The sequence below is a fragment of the Chryseobacterium daeguense DSM 19388 genome (genome assembly GCF_000430825.1).
Lineage (GTDB): Bacteria > Bacteroidota > Bacteroidia > Flavobacteriales > Weeksellaceae > Chryseobacterium > Chryseobacterium daeguense.
The window spans coordinates 49731-72240 of sequence record NZ_AUMT01000009.1 but is presented as its reverse complement, the minus strand read 5'-3'; the positions used below and the strand labels follow the sequence as shown (position 1 = coordinate 72240).

22 protein-coding genes are annotated in these 22510 nt (G+C 36.6%); 16 read left to right on the top strand and 6 right to left on the bottom strand.

All coding sequences use genetic code 11. The annotated features are described in order from the left end of the window. Positions 1-24: 24 nt before the first annotated feature. The 6 genes from H560_RS0111830 to clpB all read right to left on the bottom strand — a co-directional run bounded on the left by H560_RS0111830 (position 25) and on the right by clpB (position 6876). Complete coding sequence (locus tag H560_RS0111830) at positions 25-1011, bottom strand: zinc metalloprotease (protein WP_027380241.1); 987 nt, start codon at positions 1009-1011, stop codon at positions 25-27. Positions 1012-1429: 418 nt separating this feature from the next. Continuing rightward, positions 1430-2071, bottom strand: coding sequence for a response regulator transcription factor (locus tag H560_RS0111825; protein WP_027380240.1), 642 nt, complete (start codon positions 2069-2071; stop codon positions 1430-1432). Then, complete coding sequence (locus tag H560_RS0111820; RefSeq protein ID WP_027380239.1) at positions 2068-2853, bottom strand: sensor histidine kinase; 786 nt, start codon at positions 2851-2853, stop codon at positions 2068-2070. Before H560_RS0111820 ends, H560_RS0111825 begins: the two co-directional genes overlap by 4 nt. Next, complete coding sequence (locus tag H560_RS0111815; protein WP_027380238.1) at positions 2832-3479, bottom strand: hypothetical protein; 648 nt, start codon at positions 3477-3479, stop codon at positions 2832-2834. The genes H560_RS0111820 and H560_RS0111815 overlap by 22 nt, the downstream gene beginning before the upstream one ends. A 36-nt stretch (positions 3480-3515) precedes the next feature. Then, a complete protein-coding gene (locus H560_RS0111810; RefSeq protein WP_027380237.1) occupies positions 3516-4061 on the bottom strand; it encodes a hypothetical protein in 546 nt (181 codons plus the stop codon). 220 nt (positions 4062-4281) lie between these two features. Then, on the bottom strand, positions 4282-6876 hold the full coding sequence (gene clpB / locus H560_RS0111805) for an ATP-dependent chaperone ClpB (RefSeq protein WP_027380236.1): 2595 nt from the start codon (positions 6874-6876) through the stop codon (positions 4282-4284). Between the two features lie 478 nt (positions 6877-7354). Here clpB and H560_RS0111800 point away from each other — a divergent pair, with 478 nt between their 5' ends. From H560_RS0111800 to paaZ, 16 genes are all read left to right on the top strand, one after another. Next, positions 7355-7933 (top strand): TetR/AcrR family transcriptional regulator, encoded by a 579-nt coding sequence (locus tag H560_RS0111800; protein WP_027380235.1) that lies wholly within the window; start codon positions 7355-7357, stop codon positions 7931-7933. Between the two features lie 535 nt (positions 7934-8468). Beyond that, complete coding sequence (locus H560_RS0111795) at positions 8469-9785, top strand: phenylacetate--CoA ligase family protein (RefSeq protein ID WP_027380234.1); 1317 nt, start codon at positions 8469-8471, stop codon at positions 9783-9785. After that, positions 9786-10871, top strand: coding sequence for a 2Fe-2S iron-sulfur cluster-binding protein (locus H560_RS0111790; RefSeq protein WP_027380233.1), 1086 nt, complete (start codon positions 9786-9788; stop codon positions 10869-10871). It begins immediately after the preceding gene. A gap of 96 nt (positions 10872-10967) precedes the next feature. Continuing rightward, positions 10968-11906 carry a 1,2-phenylacetyl-CoA epoxidase subunit PaaA gene (gene paaA, locus H560_RS0111785; RefSeq protein WP_027380232.1) on the top strand — a complete coding sequence of 313 codons (939 nt, stop codon included), beginning with the start codon at positions 10968-10970 and terminating at the stop codon, positions 11904-11906. A gap of 105 nt (positions 11907-12011) precedes the next feature. Further along, complete coding sequence (gene paaB / locus H560_RS0111780) at positions 12012-12293, top strand: 1,2-phenylacetyl-CoA epoxidase subunit PaaB (RefSeq protein WP_027380231.1); 282 nt, start codon at positions 12012-12014, stop codon at positions 12291-12293. Between the two features lie 70 nt (positions 12294-12363). Beyond that, the gene (paaC, locus tag H560_RS0111775) at positions 12364-13113 is read left to right on the top strand and encodes a 1,2-phenylacetyl-CoA epoxidase subunit PaaC (protein WP_027380230.1); all 750 of its coding nucleotides are present in this window, start codon (positions 12364-12366) and stop codon (positions 13111-13113) included. A gap of 190 nt (positions 13114-13303) precedes the next feature. After that, positions 13304-13768: a 1,2-phenylacetyl-CoA epoxidase subunit PaaD gene (paaD, locus tag H560_RS0111770; RefSeq protein WP_027380229.1), complete on the top strand. Its 465-nt coding sequence runs from the start codon at positions 13304-13306 to the stop codon at positions 13766-13768. 148 nt (positions 13769-13916) lie between these two features. Continuing rightward, positions 13917-14717: an enoyl-CoA hydratase/isomerase family protein gene (locus H560_RS0111765; protein WP_027380228.1), complete on the top strand. Its 801-nt coding sequence runs from the start codon at positions 13917-13919 to the stop codon at positions 14715-14717. Positions 14718-14823: 106 nt separating this feature from the next. Continuing rightward, positions 14824-15957 carry a 3-hydroxyacyl-CoA dehydrogenase NAD-binding domain-containing protein gene (locus tag H560_RS0111760; protein WP_027380227.1) on the top strand — a complete coding sequence of 378 codons (1134 nt, stop codon included), beginning with the start codon at positions 14824-14826 and terminating at the stop codon, positions 15955-15957. A 100-nt stretch (positions 15958-16057) separates the two neighbouring features. After that, positions 16058-16384 (top strand): hypothetical protein, encoded by a 327-nt coding sequence (locus H560_RS0111755; protein WP_027380226.1) that lies wholly within the window; start codon positions 16058-16060, stop codon positions 16382-16384. Positions 16385-16458: 74 nt separating this feature from the next. Then, positions 16459-16872 carry a PaaI family thioesterase gene (locus tag H560_RS0111750; RefSeq protein ID WP_027380225.1) on the top strand — a complete coding sequence of 138 codons (414 nt, stop codon included), beginning with the start codon at positions 16459-16461 and terminating at the stop codon, positions 16870-16872. A gap of 44 nt (positions 16873-16916) precedes the next feature. Beyond that, positions 16917-17282, top strand: coding sequence for a four helix bundle protein (locus tag H560_RS0111745; protein ID WP_394330263.1), 366 nt, complete (start codon positions 16917-16919; stop codon positions 17280-17282). A gap of 44 nt (positions 17283-17326) precedes the next feature. Continuing rightward, positions 17327-18532: a 3-oxoadipyl-CoA thiolase gene (gene pcaF, locus H560_RS0111740; protein ID WP_027380223.1), complete on the top strand. Its 1206-nt coding sequence runs from the start codon at positions 17327-17329 to the stop codon at positions 18530-18532. Positions 18533-18653: 121 nt separating this feature from the next. Further along, a complete protein-coding gene (locus H560_RS0111735; protein WP_027380222.1) occupies positions 18654-19247 on the top strand; it encodes an acyltransferase in 594 nt (197 codons plus the stop codon). Between the two features lie 77 nt (positions 19248-19324). Further along, complete coding sequence (locus H560_RS0111730) at positions 19325-19903, top strand: hypothetical protein (protein ID WP_027380221.1); 579 nt, start codon at positions 19325-19327, stop codon at positions 19901-19903. Between the two features lie 69 nt (positions 19904-19972). After that, positions 19973-22468, top strand: coding sequence for a phenylacetic acid degradation bifunctional protein PaaZ (gene paaZ, locus H560_RS0111725; RefSeq protein WP_027380220.1), 2496 nt, complete (start codon positions 19973-19975; stop codon positions 22466-22468). Positions 22469-22510: the final 42 nt, after the last annotated feature.

Sequence of the window (22510 nt, the reverse complement as noted above, 5' to 3'; positions counted from 1 at the left end):
TTTTTATTACATATTATTTTTCTTTTAATATACTCTCAATCCGGCTCTTGGTCCTGCTGCAGCAACTACAGATTGAATTCTTGTTTTCTGTCCTGCAGAGAACATAAACATAGCAGCATCATCTACATAATCCATATAATTCATAAACATTACAGATCTCTGAACGCCGCTACATGTATTAAGCAAAGGATAGGTTGGCTTGCCATAATTTGCAGTAGTCTGTGTTGGAGTATCTGCTACCATGTCATTTCCACAGTTGGCATCTCCCCAGATGTGTCTCAGGTTCAGATAATGTCCTACTTCATGAGTTGCAGTTCTTCCTAAATTATAAGGAACGGAAGAAGTATTTCCGAAATATTTGGAAGCTATTACTACACCGTCATTCCAAAGTCCGGCAGATTCAGGGAAAGTTGCATATCCTAATATGCTGCCCATATCACCTACTACCCAGATGTTAAAATAATGAGTAGGATCTGTGGCGTCCAAGCCTTTTGAAGAGGTTTTCTTCATAGCATCATTCGTTCTCCAGCTTCTTACCGTTGTAGATTTTCTGTTTACCTGTACCAGGCGGAATTTTATACCAGTATTGCCTGCTGCTACAGAAGCGAATTCAGTAGGAATTTTATTAATATCACTATTGGTAGCTGAAAAATCGGCGTTCAGTGTAGTAATCTGAGACTGGATCTGAGCATCTGAAATATTCTCTGCCGCCGTTCTGTAAAGAACATTTACAATCACGGGGATTTCCACCGTACCATCGGGAAGAACCTTTCCTAGTTTTACGTCATTCATATACTTTTCAGTATTGGCTTCCAATGCTTCATATTTCTGTCTAAGCTGAGCATTGTTTTTTAAAGCTTCCTGGCGTACTTCTTCAGAAGCACAGCCTCTTTTAAATAGATCTGATGATTCAGGAGCTTTGGATGAATCCTCAGGCTGATTAGACAAATTATCATTGTTACAAGATGATACTAATCCCAGAACAAGGATTCCAAATAATAGTTTTTTCATAATTCTTTTTTTTGTAATTAAGAACATGAAATTAATTTTTTTAAAATTAATATGCAATAGCGATTTTTAAAATATGTTATCGATATGATATTTATTTTATACTAATACTGATTTATTTATATTTAATACATAATATTTTTGTTTTTTATGTAAAATATAAGTTGAATTCGGAATATTATAATTTATTAAAATTTTGATATTCCACGGAAATGTGATAATCACAAGTTATTAATCAAAAATAAATCCTGTCTTACAAGAAAAGACAGGACTTATTGAAGTGTAAATATGAGTGAATGAGTTTTTGAGAGAGTCGGCTGGAAGTCTGAAGCTAGGGGAAGGGGGTTAATGGAGGTTGAAAACTATTTACACCCTCTGATAACTTCACTCTTCCAGCCCCCAGCTTCCTTATTTAATTTGATTAAGATTCAGCAAAGCCATTTTTAATAGCAAAAACAGCGAGTCCTACACGTGTTTTCAGGTCTAGTTTATCACAAAGCTGATCCCTGTAGCTTTCTACGGTCCGAGGGCTGCAGCACATTTTATCGGCAATTTCTTTATAGCTTAATTCTGTTACGGTGTATTTTAAAAACTCCTTTTCGCGCTCGGAAATTCTGATGGTATTGGCAGAGTCTTCATTATTCATGTTGGAGAAAATGATTTTTGAGGCCCATTCCGGATAGAAAAATCCATCGTTATTGAGTTTCGTCAAAGCATTTTCAAGCTCTTTCGGGTGGGTATTTTTAAGAAGGTAGCCTTTGGCTCCGTTTTTAATCATCTTGATTACGCTTTTATCGTCTCCTTGCATGCTCAGTGCCATTACTTTGATGTTCGGGTGGTGTTCCTTCAGCCAGAGAACCGTCTCAAAACCGTCCATAATCGGCATGCTGATATCCATTAAAATAATGTCCGGAATTTTGCTGTTGTTTTCAAATTTCTGAATGAGATCTTTACCGTTTTCCGCAACGTAAATGACTTCAAATTCTTTAAAATTATCAATAATTCCTTCCAGGGCTTTTGCGATGAGTACGTGATCGTCTACAATCACTATCGTTTTTTTCATGGCTGTCTTTTTAAAATAATATTGAGCGAGGTTCCCTTATTTTCCTGGCTTTCGAGGCTGAAATCTGCACCGATGATCTCGGCTCTGTTTTTCATGTTGGTGAGGCCTATTCCGTTTGATTTTATATTGGATTTATCGAATCCGGCACCGTCGTCTTTAATGTTCAGCTCCCAAAGTGATTCTTCAGAAGTGTTCAGATTGATGAAAATATTCTTGCAGTTCGCATGTTTTATACTGTTCTGAATGAATTCCTGAGTGATTCTGAGCAACACGTTTTTGTGGGCAAATCCCAAGTCAAGCTGACTGAAATTGTGTTCAAAGCTTACCTTACATTTTTTAAATGAATTGGTATTGTCTACTTCTTCCTGTATTAAAGTTACGATTTCCTTTTGATTTATATTATCATCGGTCAAAGTTTTTGAAAGGCTCCTCAAATCCTGCAGAGACTGGTTGATGATCTGTGAAACCTGATCTATTCTTTCACTCACTTCGGGAACTTTATTTTCATATAAAAGCTGCTGCGTGTACAGGCTTACGAGGGTAAGTTTCTGCCCGATATTATCATGAAGCTCCCGCCCGATCTGCTGCATGGTTGCCTGCTGTATCTCCAGCTGGGTGGCGAGTAGCTCCCGCTTGTGAACTTCGTTTTTTACTTCAATTTCATTTAAATATTCTTTTTTTCGCTGCTTGTATTTTCGGATATAAACCATGATGGCAGTTACGAACAACACAAAGAATATGTTGAAAAGAATTAACGTTACTATGAGCTCTGTTTTCCCCATATAAATGAAATTGAGAATAATAAGTACATGACAATCCCCGAAACAAGGAAATAAGCAAAATAAATATTGAAAATTTCCCGGTACGCTTTTATAAGTTCCAGAAACGTCCAGAACGGCAGGGTTCCTATATAGAACAAGGTTACTCCAAGATTAATGTAAAACATTCTGTTTTTATCAAAATTAAGAATATTTGAGTCATTAATCTGCTTATAATATTCCATTACCACAAGGATCATGAGAATCAGGCAGCCTAAAGTATAGTTTAATGAAAACATGACTTTGTCTGTGGAAAAAAGAAACTCGCTTGGAATAAATGAGAGCAGGTAAACCAATGATAATGTAATGAAAAGCTTTGGTCTCTGAAAAGACTTTGCTGCGTACAGCCAGTAAAAAAATATGAACTGTACAGGAATTACAAAATAATTGAAAAATGCCTGCTTATTATAATCAATAAAATATCCTGCCCATTTTCCTACCGATTCGCACAGGAAGATAAAAATGAGGTAAAACACAAAGTATTTCCATGGCTGATCTTTTATACGTTTGTAAAATATAAGAGATACTACAGCGGCAAGGCCTTCTGCAATGTACATAGATTCATATACCAGTTTTTGGAAATCAGTCATTGTGCTTGAGATTTATTTGATTATAATAATTAAGTTTTAGAATAGCTCGGTTTTTGTGCTATCTGGGGGGATTAAGGTTCCGTGATTCTGTGCAAGTGATTGTTCAGCAGGCTCTCCTGATCTGCTTGATGCCATGGCTAAAACCTGGCCACTGCCGGCAGAGCTTATAGGATTGAAGTCGTAAGGCAAATATTCGCCGTCTTCTTCTTCCATTTTCATGGTAGGGATCATTACCAGTGTATGTTTTTCTGCGTATTCCAAGCCGATTGGGGTGTTTTGCATGATGTCCCAATTATCGGCCTTAGGATAAGCCGCATAGTAGAAACGGATTCCTAAATCTTCTGCTGGTACATTGGGATTAACCTTCTGCGTTTCCGTTTCGATATCAGAAATAAATTTCTTCAAAGTCGCCAGATCAAAATGAATAGAATGTGCATCATCTACTCCTATTGTATCTTTTACAAATTTTAAATGGTTGTTTCTGTAATTGTTTACCAGAGTTTGGATAAAATCACAAGTCAGTGTGCTTGGCACGGAGCTTAGCTCCAGTGTTTCAACGTCTAAATTAGGTTTTGTTTTCATAAAGCTAGTTTTTATAGTAAGATGTTAGTTGGTACTGCAAATTTCGGAAAAATTTTATGTTAAATCGATAGGGCTTTTTCCTGTTTCTTTACCGTGTTTTTACGGATGTCAAATTTTAATTAAAATTATAAAGAATTTGGATGTGTTTGGATAAAAAATAAGTGCCGCAGATTTCTCTACAGCACTTACTTACAAAAATAATATATATGAAAAAAACTACTTATAATTCTGTAGGTCTGAATACCAAACCTGTCTCCTCGAAATAATCCAGTGTAATTCTGTCGCCGTCATTTACATTTCCTGCCAGGATTTCTCTTGACAGTTTATTTAAAACTTCCTGTTGGATTACTCTTTTCAGCGGTCTTGCCCCGAAAGCCGGATCGTATCCTTTATTCATCAGGTAATCTACAGCATCCTGCGTTGCCGTCATGATGATGTTTCTTTTTGCCAGCATATCATTGAATCCTCTCAACTGATACGTAACAATTTTCCCGATTTCCTTTTTTCTTAAAGGCTGGAACAGTACCACCTCATCAATTCTGTTCAAAAATTCCGGACGCAGCGTCTGTTTCAATAAATCGAAAACCTCATCTTTTGTTTTATCAACAATTTCATCCTGATTTTCTTCCGTAATGTTTTCAAAATTCTCCTGAATTAAGTGTGAACCTAAATTGGAAGTCATAATGATAATCGAATTTTTAAAATTCACGACTCTACCCTTGTTATCCGTCAAACGACCATCATCCAAAACCTGTAACAAAGTATTGAAAACATCCGGATGCGCTTTTTCAATTTCATCTAAAAGCACTACAGAATACGGTCTTCTTCGCACGGCTTCTGTTAATTGACCGCCTTCATCATACCCTACATATCCCGGAGGCGCACCCACCAATCTCGAAACACTGTGACGTTCCTGATATTCACTCATATCAATTCTCGTCATATTATTCTCATCATCAAATAAAAACTCTGCTAGCGCTTTTGCAAGCTCGGTTTTTCCAACTCCGGTTGTTCCTAAGAATAAGAAAGAACCGATTGGTTTTTTATCGTCACTTAATCCCGCCCTGTTTCTTCTGATGGCATCGGCAACGGCTGTAATAGCTTCATCCTGACCAACTACACGATGGTGAAGTTCGGTTTCAAGATTTAATAATTTTTCTCTTTCGGATTGAAGGAGTTTTGTTACGGGAATTCCTGTCCATTTTGCAATCACCTCAGAGATGTTTTCAGAAGTTACTTCTTCTTTAATCAGCTCATTCTGATGGTTTTGCATCTCGATTTCAAGTTTTTTCAGCTCTTCCTCTTTTTCACGGAGTGTTCCGTATTGGATTTCCGCTACTTTGGCGTAATCTCCGGCTCTTGAAGCTCTTTCTGCTTCTAATTTCAGAGATTCTATATCTTTTTTAATCTGGGTTAAATCTTCAGATTTTTGTTTTTCTTTCAGCCATTTTGCGTTGATTTCATTTCTCTGCTCAGAAATTTTCGAAATATCTTCTTTTAAATGGTCAATTTTCGTCTGGTTTCCTTCTCTTGAAATCGCTGCTAATTCAATTTCCATCTGCATCAGCTTTCTGTCTAAAACATCCAGTTCCTCAGGCTTTGAATTGATTTCCATTCTCAATTTCGCAGAAGCTTCATCAATCAAATCAATCGCTTTATCCGGTAAAAATCGGTCTGAAATATATCTTTGAGACATTTCTACCGCTGCAATAATCGCCTCATCTTTGATTCTTACCTTGTGATGCGCTTCATATTTATCTTTAATTCCACGAAGAATAGAAATTGCGGATTCCGTATCAGGTTCTTCCACCATTACTTTCTGGAAACGTCTTTCCAACGCTTTATCTTTTTCAAAATATTTTTGATATTCGTTCAAAGTCGTTGCACCGATAGCTCTTAATTCTCCTCTTGCTAAAGCTGGTTTCAAAATATTCGCTGCATCCATCGCTCCTTCACCGCCTCCGGCTCCAACCAAAGTGTGGATTTCATCGATGAAAAGAATGATTTGTCCATCTGATTTGATGACTTCATTTACAACAGATTTTAATCTTTCTTCAAACTCACCCTTATATTTTGCACCGGCAATTAAAGCTCCCATATCTAATGAATACAATGTTTTATCCATCAGGTTTTCAGGAACGTCGCCGCTGATAATTCTGTGGGCAATTCCTTCCGCGATGGCAGTTTTACCAACGCCGGGCTCACCAATCAGAATAGGATTGTTTTTCGTTCTTCTGGAAAGGATCTGCAATACTCTCCTGATTTCTTCATCACGGCCTATTACGGGATCCAGTTTTCCTTCTGCTGCTAATTCATTGAAATTTTTAGCATATTTATTTAAGGATTGATACGTCTCTTCCGAACTTGCAGAAGTAGCTTTGCTTCCTTTTCTTAATTCTTTAATTCCGCCTTCCAAAAGACTTTTTGTAACGCCCATATCTTTAAGCATTTTCGAAACTTCAGAATTGGTTTCTAACAATGAAAGCCATAAATGCTCGATGGTTACATATTCGTCACCCATTTTTTTTGCGATGTTGGGGGCATCAAGCAAAACTTTGTTTACAGATTGTGAAAGATAAATGTTTCCTCCCTGTACTTTTGGAAGTCTTTCCAGATTTTCACGGTTGCGCTCTCTTACTAAAGTGGCATCTGCTTCAGATTTTTTTAATAAGAAAGGCGATATATTTTCATCCACCTGAAAAATTCCTTCAAGGAGATGTTGAGGTTCTATTTGCTGGTTGCCAAACTCCACTGCTACCTGTTGGGCGGCCTGGATGGCTTCTTGTGATTTTACGGTATATTGGTTTAAGTTCATATTTATGTATTTTTGATGTTTACTTTTTCATTATAGATTTTAGACATCAGATTTCAGACCATGAGAGTCAAAAAAATGTTAAGTTTTAAATCAGATTTTCTAATTTCTGATGTCCTCCATCTTATTTAATCATTTAATTCTGATTCTTTTATCACAAAAAGTATTCAATTGTTGATTTTTTAAAAATAATGGACAAATTTTCCGAATTCTATATTTTCGGGTGATATTAAAAAGACAAATTTTCCGATTATACTTAAATTAAATAAAAATTATAGGAAGAAGAGTCCGATTTATAATGAATCATTTTGCTTTATTAAAAGTTGCGTTCTGTCATTCTGATTGGAACGAAGTGGAATGAAGAATCTCCTTTTGATAATCTTATAGACTCTTCCTTCGTCAGAGTGACAGCATTACGTCAAAAATCATAACATGAAAATCAAAATATTAAAATCAAAATAATTACTTTTGCGGTTATCGGATGGAACTTAAAGAAAAACAAAGAAAAATATTAGATGTAGCCGTAGAACTTTTCAAAGAGAAAGGTTATATGGGCAGCTCTGTACGTGATCTGGCAACAAAGCTTAATATTAAGGCAGCTTCTTTATATGCGCACATCCGTTCAAAAGAAGAAATTCTGGAATGGATTTGTTTTGGAATTGCCCAGGAATTTTTTGATGAGCTTCAGGAAGTGAAAAATACGAATATAGCTCCAAAAGAAAAGCTAAATTTATTTATAGAAAAGCACCTGTCCATTGTTCTTAAAAACAGGGATGTTACCCATATTTATTCTAATGAATGGAAGCATCTGGAAGAAAGGCTCCCGGAATTTGTAGAATTAAGAAAAAAGTATCAGCAGGAAGTTGAGGAACTGATTTCTGAAATTTATAAAGCTGAAAACTGGGAACTGAGATCATCTGCTTTTACCACAAGATTTATCCTTCATACGTTGAACAATTCTTATTTCTGGTTCAAAAGAAATATTGAGTCTACAACTGAAATTACGGATGAGATCAGGGATAAGATTCTTTTTGGGTTGTTGGGTAATCAAAATAAATAATATACACTTGTCATTCTGACGAAGGAAGAATCTCACAGTTTATTTACATAGTATAGCCGTTAGTTTGTCATTCCGTAGGAATCTCAACAGCTACAATAAAAATTTTGCATCGGATTCCGTGCTTCGCGGCGCTTTGCTCTTAATGACAAAGTAAACTTAGAGCTTTCCTGATTAATTTAAAAAACATCATTCATTTTTTAACGCAAAGATTTTATTTAAAGATTGATTATTATAAAATGAGCAAAAGAAGAATCAACATGTTGATTTGATGAAGGTGTTTTTTCAAGCTTCGCGTAGCAAACTTCATTTGTTTTTTGCTCCCTAAAGACAATTGGTAAAGTGGAATTAAACTTTGCGTTTAAATAATAGATTCATAAAAATATTAAGTTTAAACAGGCTCTTAGCATCAGCCTTAAACTCAACCTTAGCGCCTTATTCTCAACTATAGAATCATTCAAAATGTGACGAAAATCATAAAAATTTTGCCATGTTCTAAAATATTTTTAAATTTACACCTAACAAATGTTAGTTAGTTATGGATTTTGATGTTGAATATCTAAAGATCGACCAATTGAGACTACTTCAATCGGAGCGGTTGGCTAAATTGGTAGACTACCTTGGAGAGAAGTCGGAATTTTATAAAACGAAATTTAATGAAGCAGGAATATCTCCAAAAGATATCAGCTCGATTAAGGATATTGCAAAACTTCCGATTACTTACAAACAGGATTTAAGAGATAATTATCCGTTCGGATTATTTACCGTTCCGAAAAATGAACTGCAGAGAATTCACTGCTCAAGCGGAACAACGGGAAAACCCACGGTGGTAGGATATACAAAAGAAGACGTTGATTTATTCAGCGAGGTGGTAGCGAGATCTTTGAATGCAGCCGGAGCTAAACCGGGGATGCAGTTGCACAATGCTTACGGTTACGGAATTTTCACGGGAGGGCTCGGTCTTCATTACGGAGCGGAAAAATTAGGAATGAGTGTTCTTCCGATTTCGGGAGGTATGACAGCGAGACAGGTTGATTTAATTGTAGATTTTAACCCTGAAGTGATCTGTTGCTCGCCTTCTTATGCTTTAACAATCGCTGATGAATTTGCGAAAAGGGGAATCCCGGCAGACGAAATCAGTTTAAAATATGCTGTTTTAGGCTCAGAACCCTGGACGGAAATTATTAGACAGCACATCGAAGAAAGATTAGGAGTTCACGCCACAAATATTTATGGATTGAGCGAAATTATTGGTCCGGGAGTTTCGATGGAAGATTTTGAAGAAAAAGGAGGTTCTTACATTTGGGAAGATCATTTTTATCCTGAAATTTTAGATCCGGTTACAAAACAGCCGGTTCCTTTTGGTGAAGAGGGTGTTTTGGTAATTACGACTTTAACGAAAAAAGCAATGCCGCTTTTACGTTACTGGACAAACGATATCACAAGTCTTTATTATGACGAAAGTGGTAAAAGAACAATGGTTAAAATGCGGCCAATCCTCGGAAGAGCCGATGATATGCTGATTGTAAGAGGGGTGAATGTCTATCCGAGCCAGATTGAAGAAGCGTTTTCTCATGTGGAGGGAGTGGTTCCGAATTATTATTTAACACCCATCGAGAAAGAACAGATGTGTGTGGCATTAGATATTGATGTTGAAATTGATGATGAGATTATAGCTTCTGAAAATTTAAACCAAAATACCGATGATTATGCTATTTTTGTCGGAAACTTTGGGAAAAGCATCGAAAACGAAATTAAAAAGAGAGTAGGAATCACCACGAAAGTGAAAATTCATGCTCAGGACAGCCTTCCGAAATGTGAAGGCGGAAAGATTAACAGAATACTTAAAAAATAAATGAATTCATTTTATAAACTTAAAACTGTAAAAGTTCAGAAAGATACCAGTGACGCTGTAAATGTGGCCGTTGAAATTCCTGAGGAACTGAAAGATAAGTTCAGGTTCAAGCAGGGACAGTATCTTAATTTCCGAATGATTATCGATGGAAACGAAGAGCGCCGTTCTTATTCTATCTGCAATGCTCCGAGTGAAAAAAGCAACACGCTGGAAGTATTGGTTAAGCTGTTGGAAGGTGGAAAAGTTTCCGGATATTTCAACGAGCATCTTCACATGGATGAAATGCTGGAAGTGATGCCTCCAATGGGTGGTTTCAACACTTCTTATCACCCTACAAACGTGAAAACGTATGTTGGTTTGGCAGCAGGAAGCGGAATTTCTCCGGTGTTGTCGAATATCAAAGAAAGTCTTTACCAGGAGCCGAATTCAAACGCTTATCTGTTTTACAGTAACAGAAGTATGAATCACGTGATGAAAAAAGCTGAGATCGATAAGTTGGTTGAACAGTTTAACGGAAGATTAAAAGTTGTTTATTTAGTAAGCCGTGAGCAGCATGAAGACCCGATTTTTGAAGGTAGAATTTCTCCTGAAAAACTGGAGCTTTTATTTGAAAGATATGCTGATATTGATGTAAAAGAAGCAACTTATTTTATCTGCGGACCTTCAGACATGATCAAAGGGATTGCAGATTATTTAAAAAAAGATAAAAAAGTACCGGCTATCCAGGTTTTATTTGAATATTTCACAGCTCCGGATGAAGAAAAAACAGAGGAAATGAGTGATGAATTCAAGGCAATTGCCAATATAGAAAGTATGGTAACGGTAATCATCGACGATGATGAATATTCTTTCCATTTGAATTCAAAAAAAGAGAGTATCTTAGATAAAGCATTGAAAGACAATCTTCCTGTGCCTTTTGCATGTAAAGGAGGAGTGTGTTGTACGTGTAAAGCGGAAGTTTTGGAAGGAGAGGTTTTCATGGAAAAAAACTACGCGCTTACCGAAGAAGAAGTAGCCCGGGGCTACGTTCTTACCTGCCAATGCCACCCGACAACGAATGTGGTGATGCTTAATTACGATGTGTGATTAATGTAACAATGTAACAGTTTACCAATGTAACAATTATTGCTAGACTGTTAAATTGATTCATTGTTACATTTTAAAATTTGAAAAATTTTAATTATGGATTTAGAAAAATTTGTACAATACGTACACGACGAAAATAAAGTAGAGCCAAAAGATGTAATGCCCGATGATTACAGAAAATTATTGGTTCGTCAGATTTCACAGCACGCCCATTCTGAAATCGTAGGAATGCTGCCGGAAGCCAACTGGATTTCCAGAGCGCCTTCATTGAGAAGAAAAATGGCTCTTTTGGCGAAAGTTCAGGATGAAGCTGGTCACGGTTTATATTTGTATTCTGCAACTGAAACATTAGGAGATGGAAGCATCAGGGCAGACAGAGACGCAACTTACGATGATATGCTTTCAGGAAAAGCAAAATATTCAAGTATATTTAATTACCCGACTTTAAGCTGGGCAGATATCGGCGCAATCGGCTGGTTGGTTGATGGTGCTGCAATCATGAATCAGGTGATGTTGATGGGAAATTCTTACGGGCCTTATTCAAGAGCGATGGTGAAAATCTGTAAGGAAGAATCTTTCCACCAAAGACAGGGTTACGAGATTTTGATGGCACTTTGCCGTGGCACAAAACAACAGAAAGAAATGGCTCAGGCTTCGTTAAACCGTTTCTGGTGGCCGGCTTTAATGATGTTTGGTCCAAATGACGACAGCTCCCCAAACTCTAAAATATCTATGAATTATAGAGTGAAAAGAGAAAGTAACGACAGCCTTCGTCAGAGATTTGTAGATGTTACTGTTGCTCAGGCGGAATTTTTAGGATTAACCATTCCGGATAAAGATTTAAAATGGAATGAGGAAAGACAGCATTATGATTTCGGGGAACTTCCGTGGGATGAATTCATGGAAATCTTAAAAGGAAACGGACCTTGTAATAAGAAACGTATCGAAACCAAGAGAAAAGCGCAAAGAGAAAACACTTGGGTAAAAGAAGCTGCGGCAGCTTTTGCGGAAAAACAGGAAAAAATTTCAATATAACAATATACCGATGTAAAAATGTAACAATCATTGTCATGCTGAGCTTGTCGAAGCATCTCATTGTTAAACTGGTACATTGATACATTGTTAAATTTAATTTTATTTATGGCAAATTTAGATATGTGGGAAGTGTTTATTCAGACTAAACCGGGATTATCTCACAAACACGTTGGAGTAGTACAGGCACCAACAGCAGAAATGGCTTTGCAGAACGCAAGAGACGTTTATACAAGAAGAAAAGAAGGAACTTCTGTTTGGGTAGTTCCAAGTAAATATATTGTGACTTCGGAAGGGGTGGATAAAGAAGCATTTTTCGATCCGGCTGATGACAAACTATACCGTCACCCGACGTTCTACGACATTCCAAACGATGTGAAAAATATGTAATAAAGAAGTTAGAAGTTAGATTCTAGAATTTAGTCTAATATCTAACCTCTAATATCTAAATTCTATAAAAATGAATCCATTATATAATTATTTATTAAAACTAGCGGACGACAGTTTCATTATGGGACAGCGTTTGTCTGCTTGGTGCGGTGAAGGTCCTTATTTAGAGGAAGATATTGCATTAACAAACATCGCGTTGGATGAACTTGGGCAGGCCAATAACTTTTACGTTTACGCTTCAAGAGTGATTGACAACGGAAAAAGTGAAGATGATCTGGCGTTTTTAAGATACGAGCACGAATATGTAAACGCCCATTGGGTTGAACTTCCGAACGAAGATTATGCTCAGACGATTTTAAAAGTGTATGTTTTCTCCATATATCAGAAATTGATGTACGAAGCGTTATCAAATTCTACTAATGAAGAACTTTCTGCTATTGCTCAGAAATCTTTGAAAGAAGTAAGATATCATTATACTCACGCTGCATCCTGGATGAAAATTTTTGCTCAGGGAACAGAAGAAAGTAAAAATCGTTTAGAAAAAGCAATCGAAAATATCTGGGAATATTCAAAAGGTTTATTCGCAAAAGTGGAAGGAGAAGATGATTTAATCGCTTTAAATATCGCTCCGAATACAGATGCTCTTTACGAAGAATTTTTAGCGATTACGCAGAAAGATTTCGCGGATTTCAAATTAGAATATCCTACAAATCCTTTTATGCAGCCAAAATCAAGAACAGGTTACCATACAGAATATTTTGGATATATTCTTTGTGAGTTGCAGTATATGCAGAGAGCGTATCCGGGTTGTACTTGGTAAAATTTTGAAAAATACAAACCTAACAGGTTTTTAAAACCTGTTAGGTTTAAAAAAATAGCGTTCGTAACAATGTAGCATTTATTCTTTGCTGACTTTGCTGAGTGAAACGCCTTTGCGAACTTAAAAAACGTCTAGTAGTAAAAAAATCTTAGCGAACTTTGCGTTAAATAAAATTTCAGATTAAAAAAGATTGAAAAATCCTTTAGAAATATTAGAACTCGTTCCCGATCCGGAAATTCCGGTAATCAATATTGTGGAATTGGGCATTGTAAGAGAAGCGAAAATTACCAGTGAGAATTCTTGTGAAGTAACAATTACGCCGACGTATTCTGCCTGTCCCGCTATGTTTACCATTGAGGAAGACATTATCAAAATTATGAAAGAAAACGGTTGGGATGCAAAAGTGGTCACCAAAATGTTTCCGATCTGGACAACAGACTGGCTGACAGATGAAGCAAGAGAAAAACTTCGTGCTTACGGAATCACACCTCCGGAAAAAGGAGCAGACGAACATCACATCGGGAAACCGAAAAAATGTCCGCGTTGCGGTTCTATGAATTCAAAACAGATCAGCCGATTCGGGTCTACATTATGTAAGGCCTCATATCAGTGCTTAGACTGTTTAGAGCCTTTTGATTATTTTAAATGCCACTAAATTATGTAGCAATATAATAATGTAGCAATTTATCAATGCTGTGAATATTGTTATATTGGTAAACTGATAAATTAGTACATTATTATTGTTAAATTAGTGCATTATAAATCTTCAATTTTTAAATAATTTAATCTTTAAATTAGAAACTATGTACACACAACTCGATATCGAATCGCATTTTGACGGAAAGTTAAAAATTGCTTACCTGAATCAACCGGACACAATGAATGCGCTTACAAAGCCATCTTTATCAGATCTGAAAGATTTTATTAAAGAATGCAGTGAAGATCCTGCTGTAAGATGTGTTGCCATTTCTGGAAGAGGAAGAGCTTTTTGCTCCGGTCAGAATCTGGATGATGCTTTCGTACAGGGGAACGAGCACCATGACAACGATATTATCAGAAAAATTGTAGTAGATTATTACAATCCTTTGGTGACGGAAATTACAAAATGTAAAAAACCTGTTGTTGCATTGGTAAACGGTCCTGCAGTGGGAGCCGGAGCGATGTTGGCATTGATTTGTGACTTTGTATTGGCAGTTGATAAATCATATTTTGCACAGGCATTCTCCAACATCGGATTAATTCCAGATACAGGAGGAACCTACTTCCTGCCAAAATTATTGGGAAGACAATTGGCTAATTATTTAGCATTCACAGGAAAAAGATTATCTGCTGAAGAAGCAAAATCTTACGGTTTGGTTGCCGAAGTTTTCACTGATGAAGAATTCGCTCCAAAATCGATGGAAATCCTTGAAAAAATGGTAAATATGCCGACTGCGGCTATTAAATTAACTAAAAAAGCTTTTGCAGCCTCTTACAACAATACCTTGAAAGAGCAATTGGAGCTGGAAGGAGATCTGCAGCAGGAAGCGGCAGAAACAGAAGACTTTATCGAAGGAGTTAATGCCTTTTTACAAAAAAGAAAACCTAATTATAAAGGAAGATAAGAATTAATATAACAATGTACCAATGTAGCAGTTTATCAATGAGATGCTTCGAAAAGCTCAGCATGACAATGATTGTTACATTGTTACATTGATACACTGTTACATTATGAAATATGTAGGAATTATAGGTGCCGGAACCATGGGAATCGGTATCGCGCAAGTAGCCGCAACGAACGGATGCAAAGTTTGGGTCTATGACACCAACGCAAAACAAGTAGAAACGGCAACCGTAGGTTTGGAAAAAACATTGACCAAATTGGTGGATAAACAAAAAATTTCGGCAGAAAAAATGACTGAAATTTTAGCCAATATTTCCATCGCTACAGAATTGAAGGACTTCAAAGATTGTGAATTAATCATCGAAGCCATCATCGAAAACAAAGAAATTAAAACCAAAGTTTTCACAGAATTAGAGAAACACGTTTCTGAAAGCTGTGTTATAGGTTCCAACACATCATCCATTTCCATCACCTCTCTCGGTGCGGAATTACAAAAACCGGAGCGTTTCATCGGAATTCACTTCTTCAATCCGGCTCCTCTGATGCCTTTGGTTGAGGTTATTCCATCTTTATTAACAGAAAAATCTTTAGCGGAAAAAATTTATAATCTGATGAAAGATTGGGGCAAAACTCCAGTTATTGCTAAAGATATTCCCGGATTTATAGTCAACAGAATTGCCCGTCCTTACTACGGTGAAGGATTGAGAATTGTTGAAGAAAATATCGCAACTCCCGAGCAGGTTGATGATGCTATGAAAACCATCGGAAACTTTAAAATGGGACCTTTTGAATTAATGGATTTAATTGGCGTTGATGTAAATTTTTCCGTAACAACAACCGTTTACAAAGATTATTTCTACGATCCCAAATATAAACCATCTCTTCTTCAACAAAGAATGTCTGAAGCGAAACTTCACGGAAGAAAAACAGGAAAAGGCTTCTACGATTACACTGAAGGTGCTGAAAAAACTATTCCTCAAAAAGACGAGGAATTGTATCAGCAAATCTTTTTAAGAATTATTTCAATGTTGATCAATGAAGCGGTGGAAGCAAAAAGATTAGGTGTTGCGAACGATGAAGATATTGAATTAGCAATGCAGAAAGGAGTAAACTATCCAAAAGGATTATTGGCTTGGGGAAAAGAAATCGGTTATGCAAAAATTTCCGAAACTCTGCAGAATCTTTACGAAGAACATCAGGAAGAAAGATATAGACAAAGCCCGTTGCTGCGAAAAATGTAACAATATATCAATCTAACAATGTAGCAATTTGTTTGTCATTCTGAGTAAAGCAAAGAATCTCATTGGTAAACTTTTATATTGCTAAATTATTACATTAAAAATGGATATAGACGGATTCAGAGCCGAGTTAGAAACAAGGCTCCTCATTGAAAAAGAATACATCATTCAGGGACTTTCTTCCATGAATGATGATCAGGAAAAACTTGGATTATTGGGGGAATTTAATGAAAAATACCGCGAACTGATCAAAAGATTGGCGAATGAAAATGGTATTGATCTAAATGCTCCTTACCCAACTGAAAATCCGTCAGATTCAGAAAATCTTTCAAACGAGCAGGTAATTCTTGGTAAAACCATGAGTATTTATGACAAATTGGTTGATGAATTATATGAAGAAATCGCCATGATTCGGAAGCACAAACATTGATGATGAAGGCGCGATTATATATGACCTATGAAAACAATAAATATCTACATATAAAATAACAAGCGTAAATTAAAATGAATCCAAGACAGGTTGCAGAATATATGCTCGATCAGGATTATTTTTCCCAATGGATGAATATCAAAATGATCGAGGTCAAAGAAAATTATTGTTTAATAGAAATGCCCATTAAAAAAGATATGATCAATGGGCTGAAAACGGTTCACGGAGGCGTTACATTTGCTTTTGCGGATTCTGCATTGGCATTTTCATCCAACAACTCCGGAGATGCGGCTGTTGCCCTGAACTGTATCATCAATTTTACCAAAGCCGGAAAAGAAGGCGACACTTTCAGAGCAGAAAGTATTTTGGTGAATGATACCAGAAAAACCGCTGTCTACGACATTAAAATTACCAATCAAAACAACGACTTGATTGCAAAGTTTGTTGGAACAGTGTATAAAATCGGAAAGAAAGTAACGGAGCTGTAAGCTCAATGTAGCAATGTAATAATTTGCCAATCTAACAATTAATAATGATGATCAATTTTGAAAATAATCCATTAATTCAGAAAGCACTTCAATTTTCGTTAGATATTGTTGAATTTTGTGAATTGTTAGAAGAAAAAAGAAAATTTGTTATTGCGAAACAATTGTTACGCTCAGGAACAAGCATTGGAGCAAATGCATTCGAAGCACAAAACCCTCACAGTAAAAATGATTTTATCAATAAGATAAAAATTTCAGCTAAAGAATTAGAAGAAACAAAATATTGGCTTTATCTGTGTAAGCATTCCAAAAATTATCCATTTGATGAAAAACTTGAACATCAGATAGTAGAATTAGGAAAAATTATTTATAAAATATTAAGTACAAGTCTAAATAAAAACCAAGGCATTTAACATTGTTATATTGTTACATTGCTACATTGTTAAATTGAAATATCATGAACAACGTATACATTATAGATTACATCAGAACTCCTATTTCAAAATTACAAGGAGGATTATCAGAAGTGAGAGCAGACGATTTGGCTGCCATCGTGCTTAAGGAAATCGTTGCAAGAAATCCTGAAGTTCCAGTTGAGGAAATTGAAGACGTTATTTTCGGCTGTGCCAATCAGGCAGGTGAAGATAACAGAAACGTGGCAAGAATGGGACTTTTATTGGCTGGACTGCCATATAAAATCGGGGGTGAAACAGTAAATAGATTGTGCGCTTCCGGAATGTCCGCGGTAGCGAATGCTTTCCGTTCGATTGCTTCTGGTGAAGGTGAAATTTACATCGCCGGTGGAGTTGAGCATATGACGCGTTCACCGTATGTTATGTCAAAACCAAGCGCTGCTTTCGGAAGAGACAGTCAGATGTTTGATACCACTTTCGGATGGAGATTTATTAATCCAAAAATGAAAGAAATGTATGGCGTTGACGGAATGGGCGACACGGCTGAAAATTTAGCGGAAATGCATAACATCAGCCGTGAAGATCAGGATAAATTTGCTCTTTGGTCACAACAAAAAGCGACTAAAGCCCAGGAAAGCGGAAGATTGGCGGAAGAAATAGTAAAAGTTGAAATTCCTCAGAAAAAAGGTGATCCAAAAATCTTTGATAAAGATGAATTCATCAAGCCAGCCTCTTCAATAGAAGGTTTAGGAAAGCTTCGTCCGGCTTTCAGAAAAGAAGGAACAGTAACAGCCGGAAATGCTTCGGGAATGAATGACGGAGCGGCAGCCTTAATTTTAGCAAGTGAAGAAGCTGTAAAAAAATATGGATTAAAACCAAAAGCAAAAATTTTAGGATCATCTGTTGCGGGTGTTGAGCCAAGAATTATGGGAATCGGACCTGTGGAAGCGACTCAAAAATTATTAAAAAGATTAAATCTTTCTTTAGATGATATAGATGTTATTGAATTGAATGAAGCTTTTGCAGCTCAGGCTTTGGCAGTAACAAGAAGTTTAGGTTTAAAAGATGACGATTCGAGAGTAAATCCAAACGGAGGAGCGATCGCAATCGGGCATCCACTTGGAGTTTCCGGAGCAAGAATCATCGGTTCTGCGGCCTTAGAACTTCAGAAGCAAGATAAAAAATATGCTTTGTGTTCGCTTTGTATTGGTGTCGGACAAGGCTATGCAATGGTGATTGAAAAAGTATAACTTTTTCAATCATGTAACAATATAAAAAATGTATCAATGTAACAATTCCTGTCATTCTGAACAAAGTGAAGAATCTCAATTGGTAAACTGTTAGATTGATATATTGTTAAATTTAAAAATTATGAACATCTACTCATATCACGGAATTCGTCCTATCATAAAACCTTCTGCTTACGTTCATCCGCAGGCGGTGATTATTGGAAATGTGGAAATCGGCGAGGAAGTTTACATCGGTCCAAATGCGGTAATCCGTGGGGATTGGGGTAAAATTATCATCAAAGACGGTGCTAATGTTCAGGAAAACTGTACGCTTCATGTTTTCCCGGGTATTGAAACGATTTTGGAAGAATCCGCGCACATCGGTCACGGTGCGATTATCCATTCTGGTCACATTGGTAGAAACTGTCTGGTCGGAATGAATGCCGTTGTGATGGACAAGGCGGTAATTGGTGATGAATGTATCATCGGTGCATTAGCTTTTGTACCGGCCAATTTCAAATGTGAAGCGAGAAAATTAATTGTGGGAAGTCCTGCAAAAATCATTCGTGATGTTTCTGATGAAATGATCAAATGGAAAACAGAAGGTACAAAACTCTATCAGGAATTGGCTAGAGAAGGAAAAGATGCGATTTTACCTTGCGAGCCCTTTACGGAATATGTTCAGCAGATACCAAATAAAGTTGTCGATTACAGCATTTGGGATGATGTGAAATAATTTGAGATATTAGTCAAACCTAACGGGTTTTCAAAACCCGTTAGGTTTAATATTATTAGATTTTGAATTAGAAAATAATGATTAACACGGAAAGCTTTGAGTTTGAATCTGTTTACCATATTTTTTCTCATGTTAATGGGAAAGAATTGATTTTCCGTGAAAAAACAAATTATCTTTTTTTTCTGAAGCAATTAGATAAATACATTATTCCGATTGCAGATATTTATGCATACTGCTTGTTACCTAATCATTTTCATTTATTATTAAGATTTAAAAATTTTAATGCTGTTAGTATAGAGGATGAGCATCAATATTTAATGAAAAATTTTGGAAATTTTCTGAATTCTTATGCAAAAGCATTTAATAAAATGTATGATAGAAAAGGAGCTCTTTTTCTCAATGCTATAAAAAGAAAGAAAATATCTGATGATAAATATTTATTAAAAGTTCTGCATTATATTCACAGTAATCCTGTTAATCATGGATTTGTAAATAGGATTAGTGAATGGGAACATTCTTCGTATAATTCATATTTAAATCCTCAGAAAGAAAGTAAACTGAATAGAACAGAGATCATGCAATACTTTGATTCTTCGGTAGTTTTTAAAAATTATCATGAATCTAATGTTGAGTATGATTTTCTAAATTTTGAATAACTATAAAAATCAAACCTAACGGGTTTTCAAAACCCGTTAGGTTTCTGTAAGTAAAAAGTAAAAAACTATATGGAAAAGTTAAAAAACTATATTCACGGCGAATGGGTGGAAGGTACCGGAAACGGAATTCCTTTATACAATGCCGTGACGGGAGAGCAGGTTGCCGTTTCCGATACGGAAGGGCTGAATTTCGAACAGGCTTTGGATTACGGAAGAACAGTAGGATACAAAAACCTTTCATCCATGACATTCTATGATCGTGGCGAAATGTTGAAAAAAGTCGCGCTTTATCTTTTAGAAAGAAAGAAAAAATATTACGAATTATCTTATAAAACGGGAGCAACACACGTTGATTCCTGGGTAGATATTGAGGGAGGTTTTGGTACTTTTTTCACGTACTCAGGATTAGCAAAAAGAATGCTTCCGAACACTCCGTTTTGGGTGGATGGTGATACGCAGAAAATTTCTGCTAACGGTACTTTTTTAGGAACCCATATTTTAACTCCAAGTGAAGGTGTTTCTGTACAAATCAACGCTTACAATTTTCCTGTTTGGGGAATGTTAGAGAAATTATCAACTTCTTTATTGGCAGGTGTTCCTTCCATTGTGAAGCCTTCTCCATTTGGTTCTTACTTAACCAACGCAGTTTTCCACGACATGATTGAAAGCGGAATTCTTCCCGAAGGAGCCGTTCAATTGGTTTGCGGCGAGCCGGGAAATATTTTGGATTATGTTCAGGATGGAGATTCTGTGTTGTTTACAGGTTCTGCAAGTACGGGTAGAAGATTAAAGTCTTTACCTTCAATTGCAGGAAATGCAGTTCGTTTCAATATGGAAGCTGATTCTTTAAACTGTTCGATTCTTGGTTTGGATGCAAAACCCGGAACTCCGGAATTTGATCTATTTATCAAGGAAGTCCGTAATGAAATGACCACAAAAGCCGGACAAAAATGTACCGCAATCAGAAGAATTATTGTTCCGGAAAACTTAATAGGAGACGTTCAGAATGCTTTATCTAAAGCTTTAGATCAAACTAAAATCGGAAATCCGTTAAGCAGAGAAACAAGAATGGGTTCTTTGGTAGGAAAACAGCAGTACGATGAGGTTTTAAGAAAAATCAACTTATTAAAAGCTGAAACGGAGCTGGTTTATGATGGACAACACGAATTGGTGGACGCCAATTATGACAGCGGTGCATTCATGTCTCCGAAATTATTTTTAAATGATAAACCTTTCGAGAAAAATATCTCTCATGATGTTGAAGCCTTCGGTCCGGTTTCTACGTTGATGCCTTACAAAGATGCAGAAGAAGCGGCGGAGTTGGCAAAAAGAGGAAAAGGAAGCCTTGTAGGCTCAATTGTATCTTATGATAATGCATTTGTGGCAGAAACTTCCTGGAAGATGGCTTCTCAGCACGGTAGAATTTTCGTGTTGAACAGAGATAGTGCGAAAGAAAGTACGGGCCACGGCTCTCCGCTTCCTACATTAATGCATGGCGGTCCCGGAAGAGCAGGGGGTGGCGAAGAAATGGGCGGACTGAACGGTCTTCATTTCTTCCTTCAGAAAACGGCCATTCAAGGTTCTCCGGATGTTTTGACGGCTATTACGAAAGTTTATCAGCAGGGAGCAGAGAAAAAGTTTGCTGACAAACATCCTTTCCAGAAATATTTTGAAGATGTAGAGGTTGGGGATTCGTTGGAAACAGCAGGAAGAACGGTTACTGATGCAGATATTGTTAATTTTTCAAACGTTTCTTGGGATCATTTCTACGCACATACTGATGCAACGAGTCTTACAGGAACGATCTTCGATAAAACTGTAGCTCATGGATATTTTATCCTTTCTGCGGCGGCCGGATTATTTGTTTCAGGGAAAAAAGGTCCGGTTATCGCCAATTATGGTTTGGAAAACTGTTCGTTCTTCAAGCCTGTTTATGCGGGAGATACAATCACCGTTTATTTAACGGCCAAAGAAAAAATCAACAGAGGCGTAAAAGGAAGAAATATTCCTTCTGGTGTGGTAAAATGGCTGGTGGAAGTGGTGAACCAAAGAGATGAGATTGTTTGCGTAGCAACTATTTTAACATTGGTGGCAAAACACTCTCCTTTTATCGATTTAAATATAAAAAACATTCAAAAAGCGTTGAATGGGTTAACCGAATCTACTCAGCCAGGTTGGGGCAAAATGTCTCCTCAGCAAATGATTGAGCATTTGGAGCACGGTGTTTTGGTAAGTCTTGGGGAGCCGGAAGCGGATAAATGCTTCACTCCGGAAGAACAGTTGGAAAAGTGGCAGGATTCTTTGTACAATCACAGAAAAATGCCGAAAGATTTTCCTGCACCGTTCTTGGCTGAAGACGAAAAATTATTAGAATTAAGACATAAAAACCTTGAAGCTGCAAAACAGTCTTTCATCGATACATTAAAAAGATTTTCAATCTATTATAAAGAAAATCCGCAGGCAGAACACATGAATTTTGTATTCGGAAAATTAAATAAAGAAATGTGGGAACTGATGCACAGAAAACATTTTACGCATCATTTTGAGCAGTTTAATTTAATTTAACAATATACCATTATAACAGTGTAGCAATATTTGTTACACTGT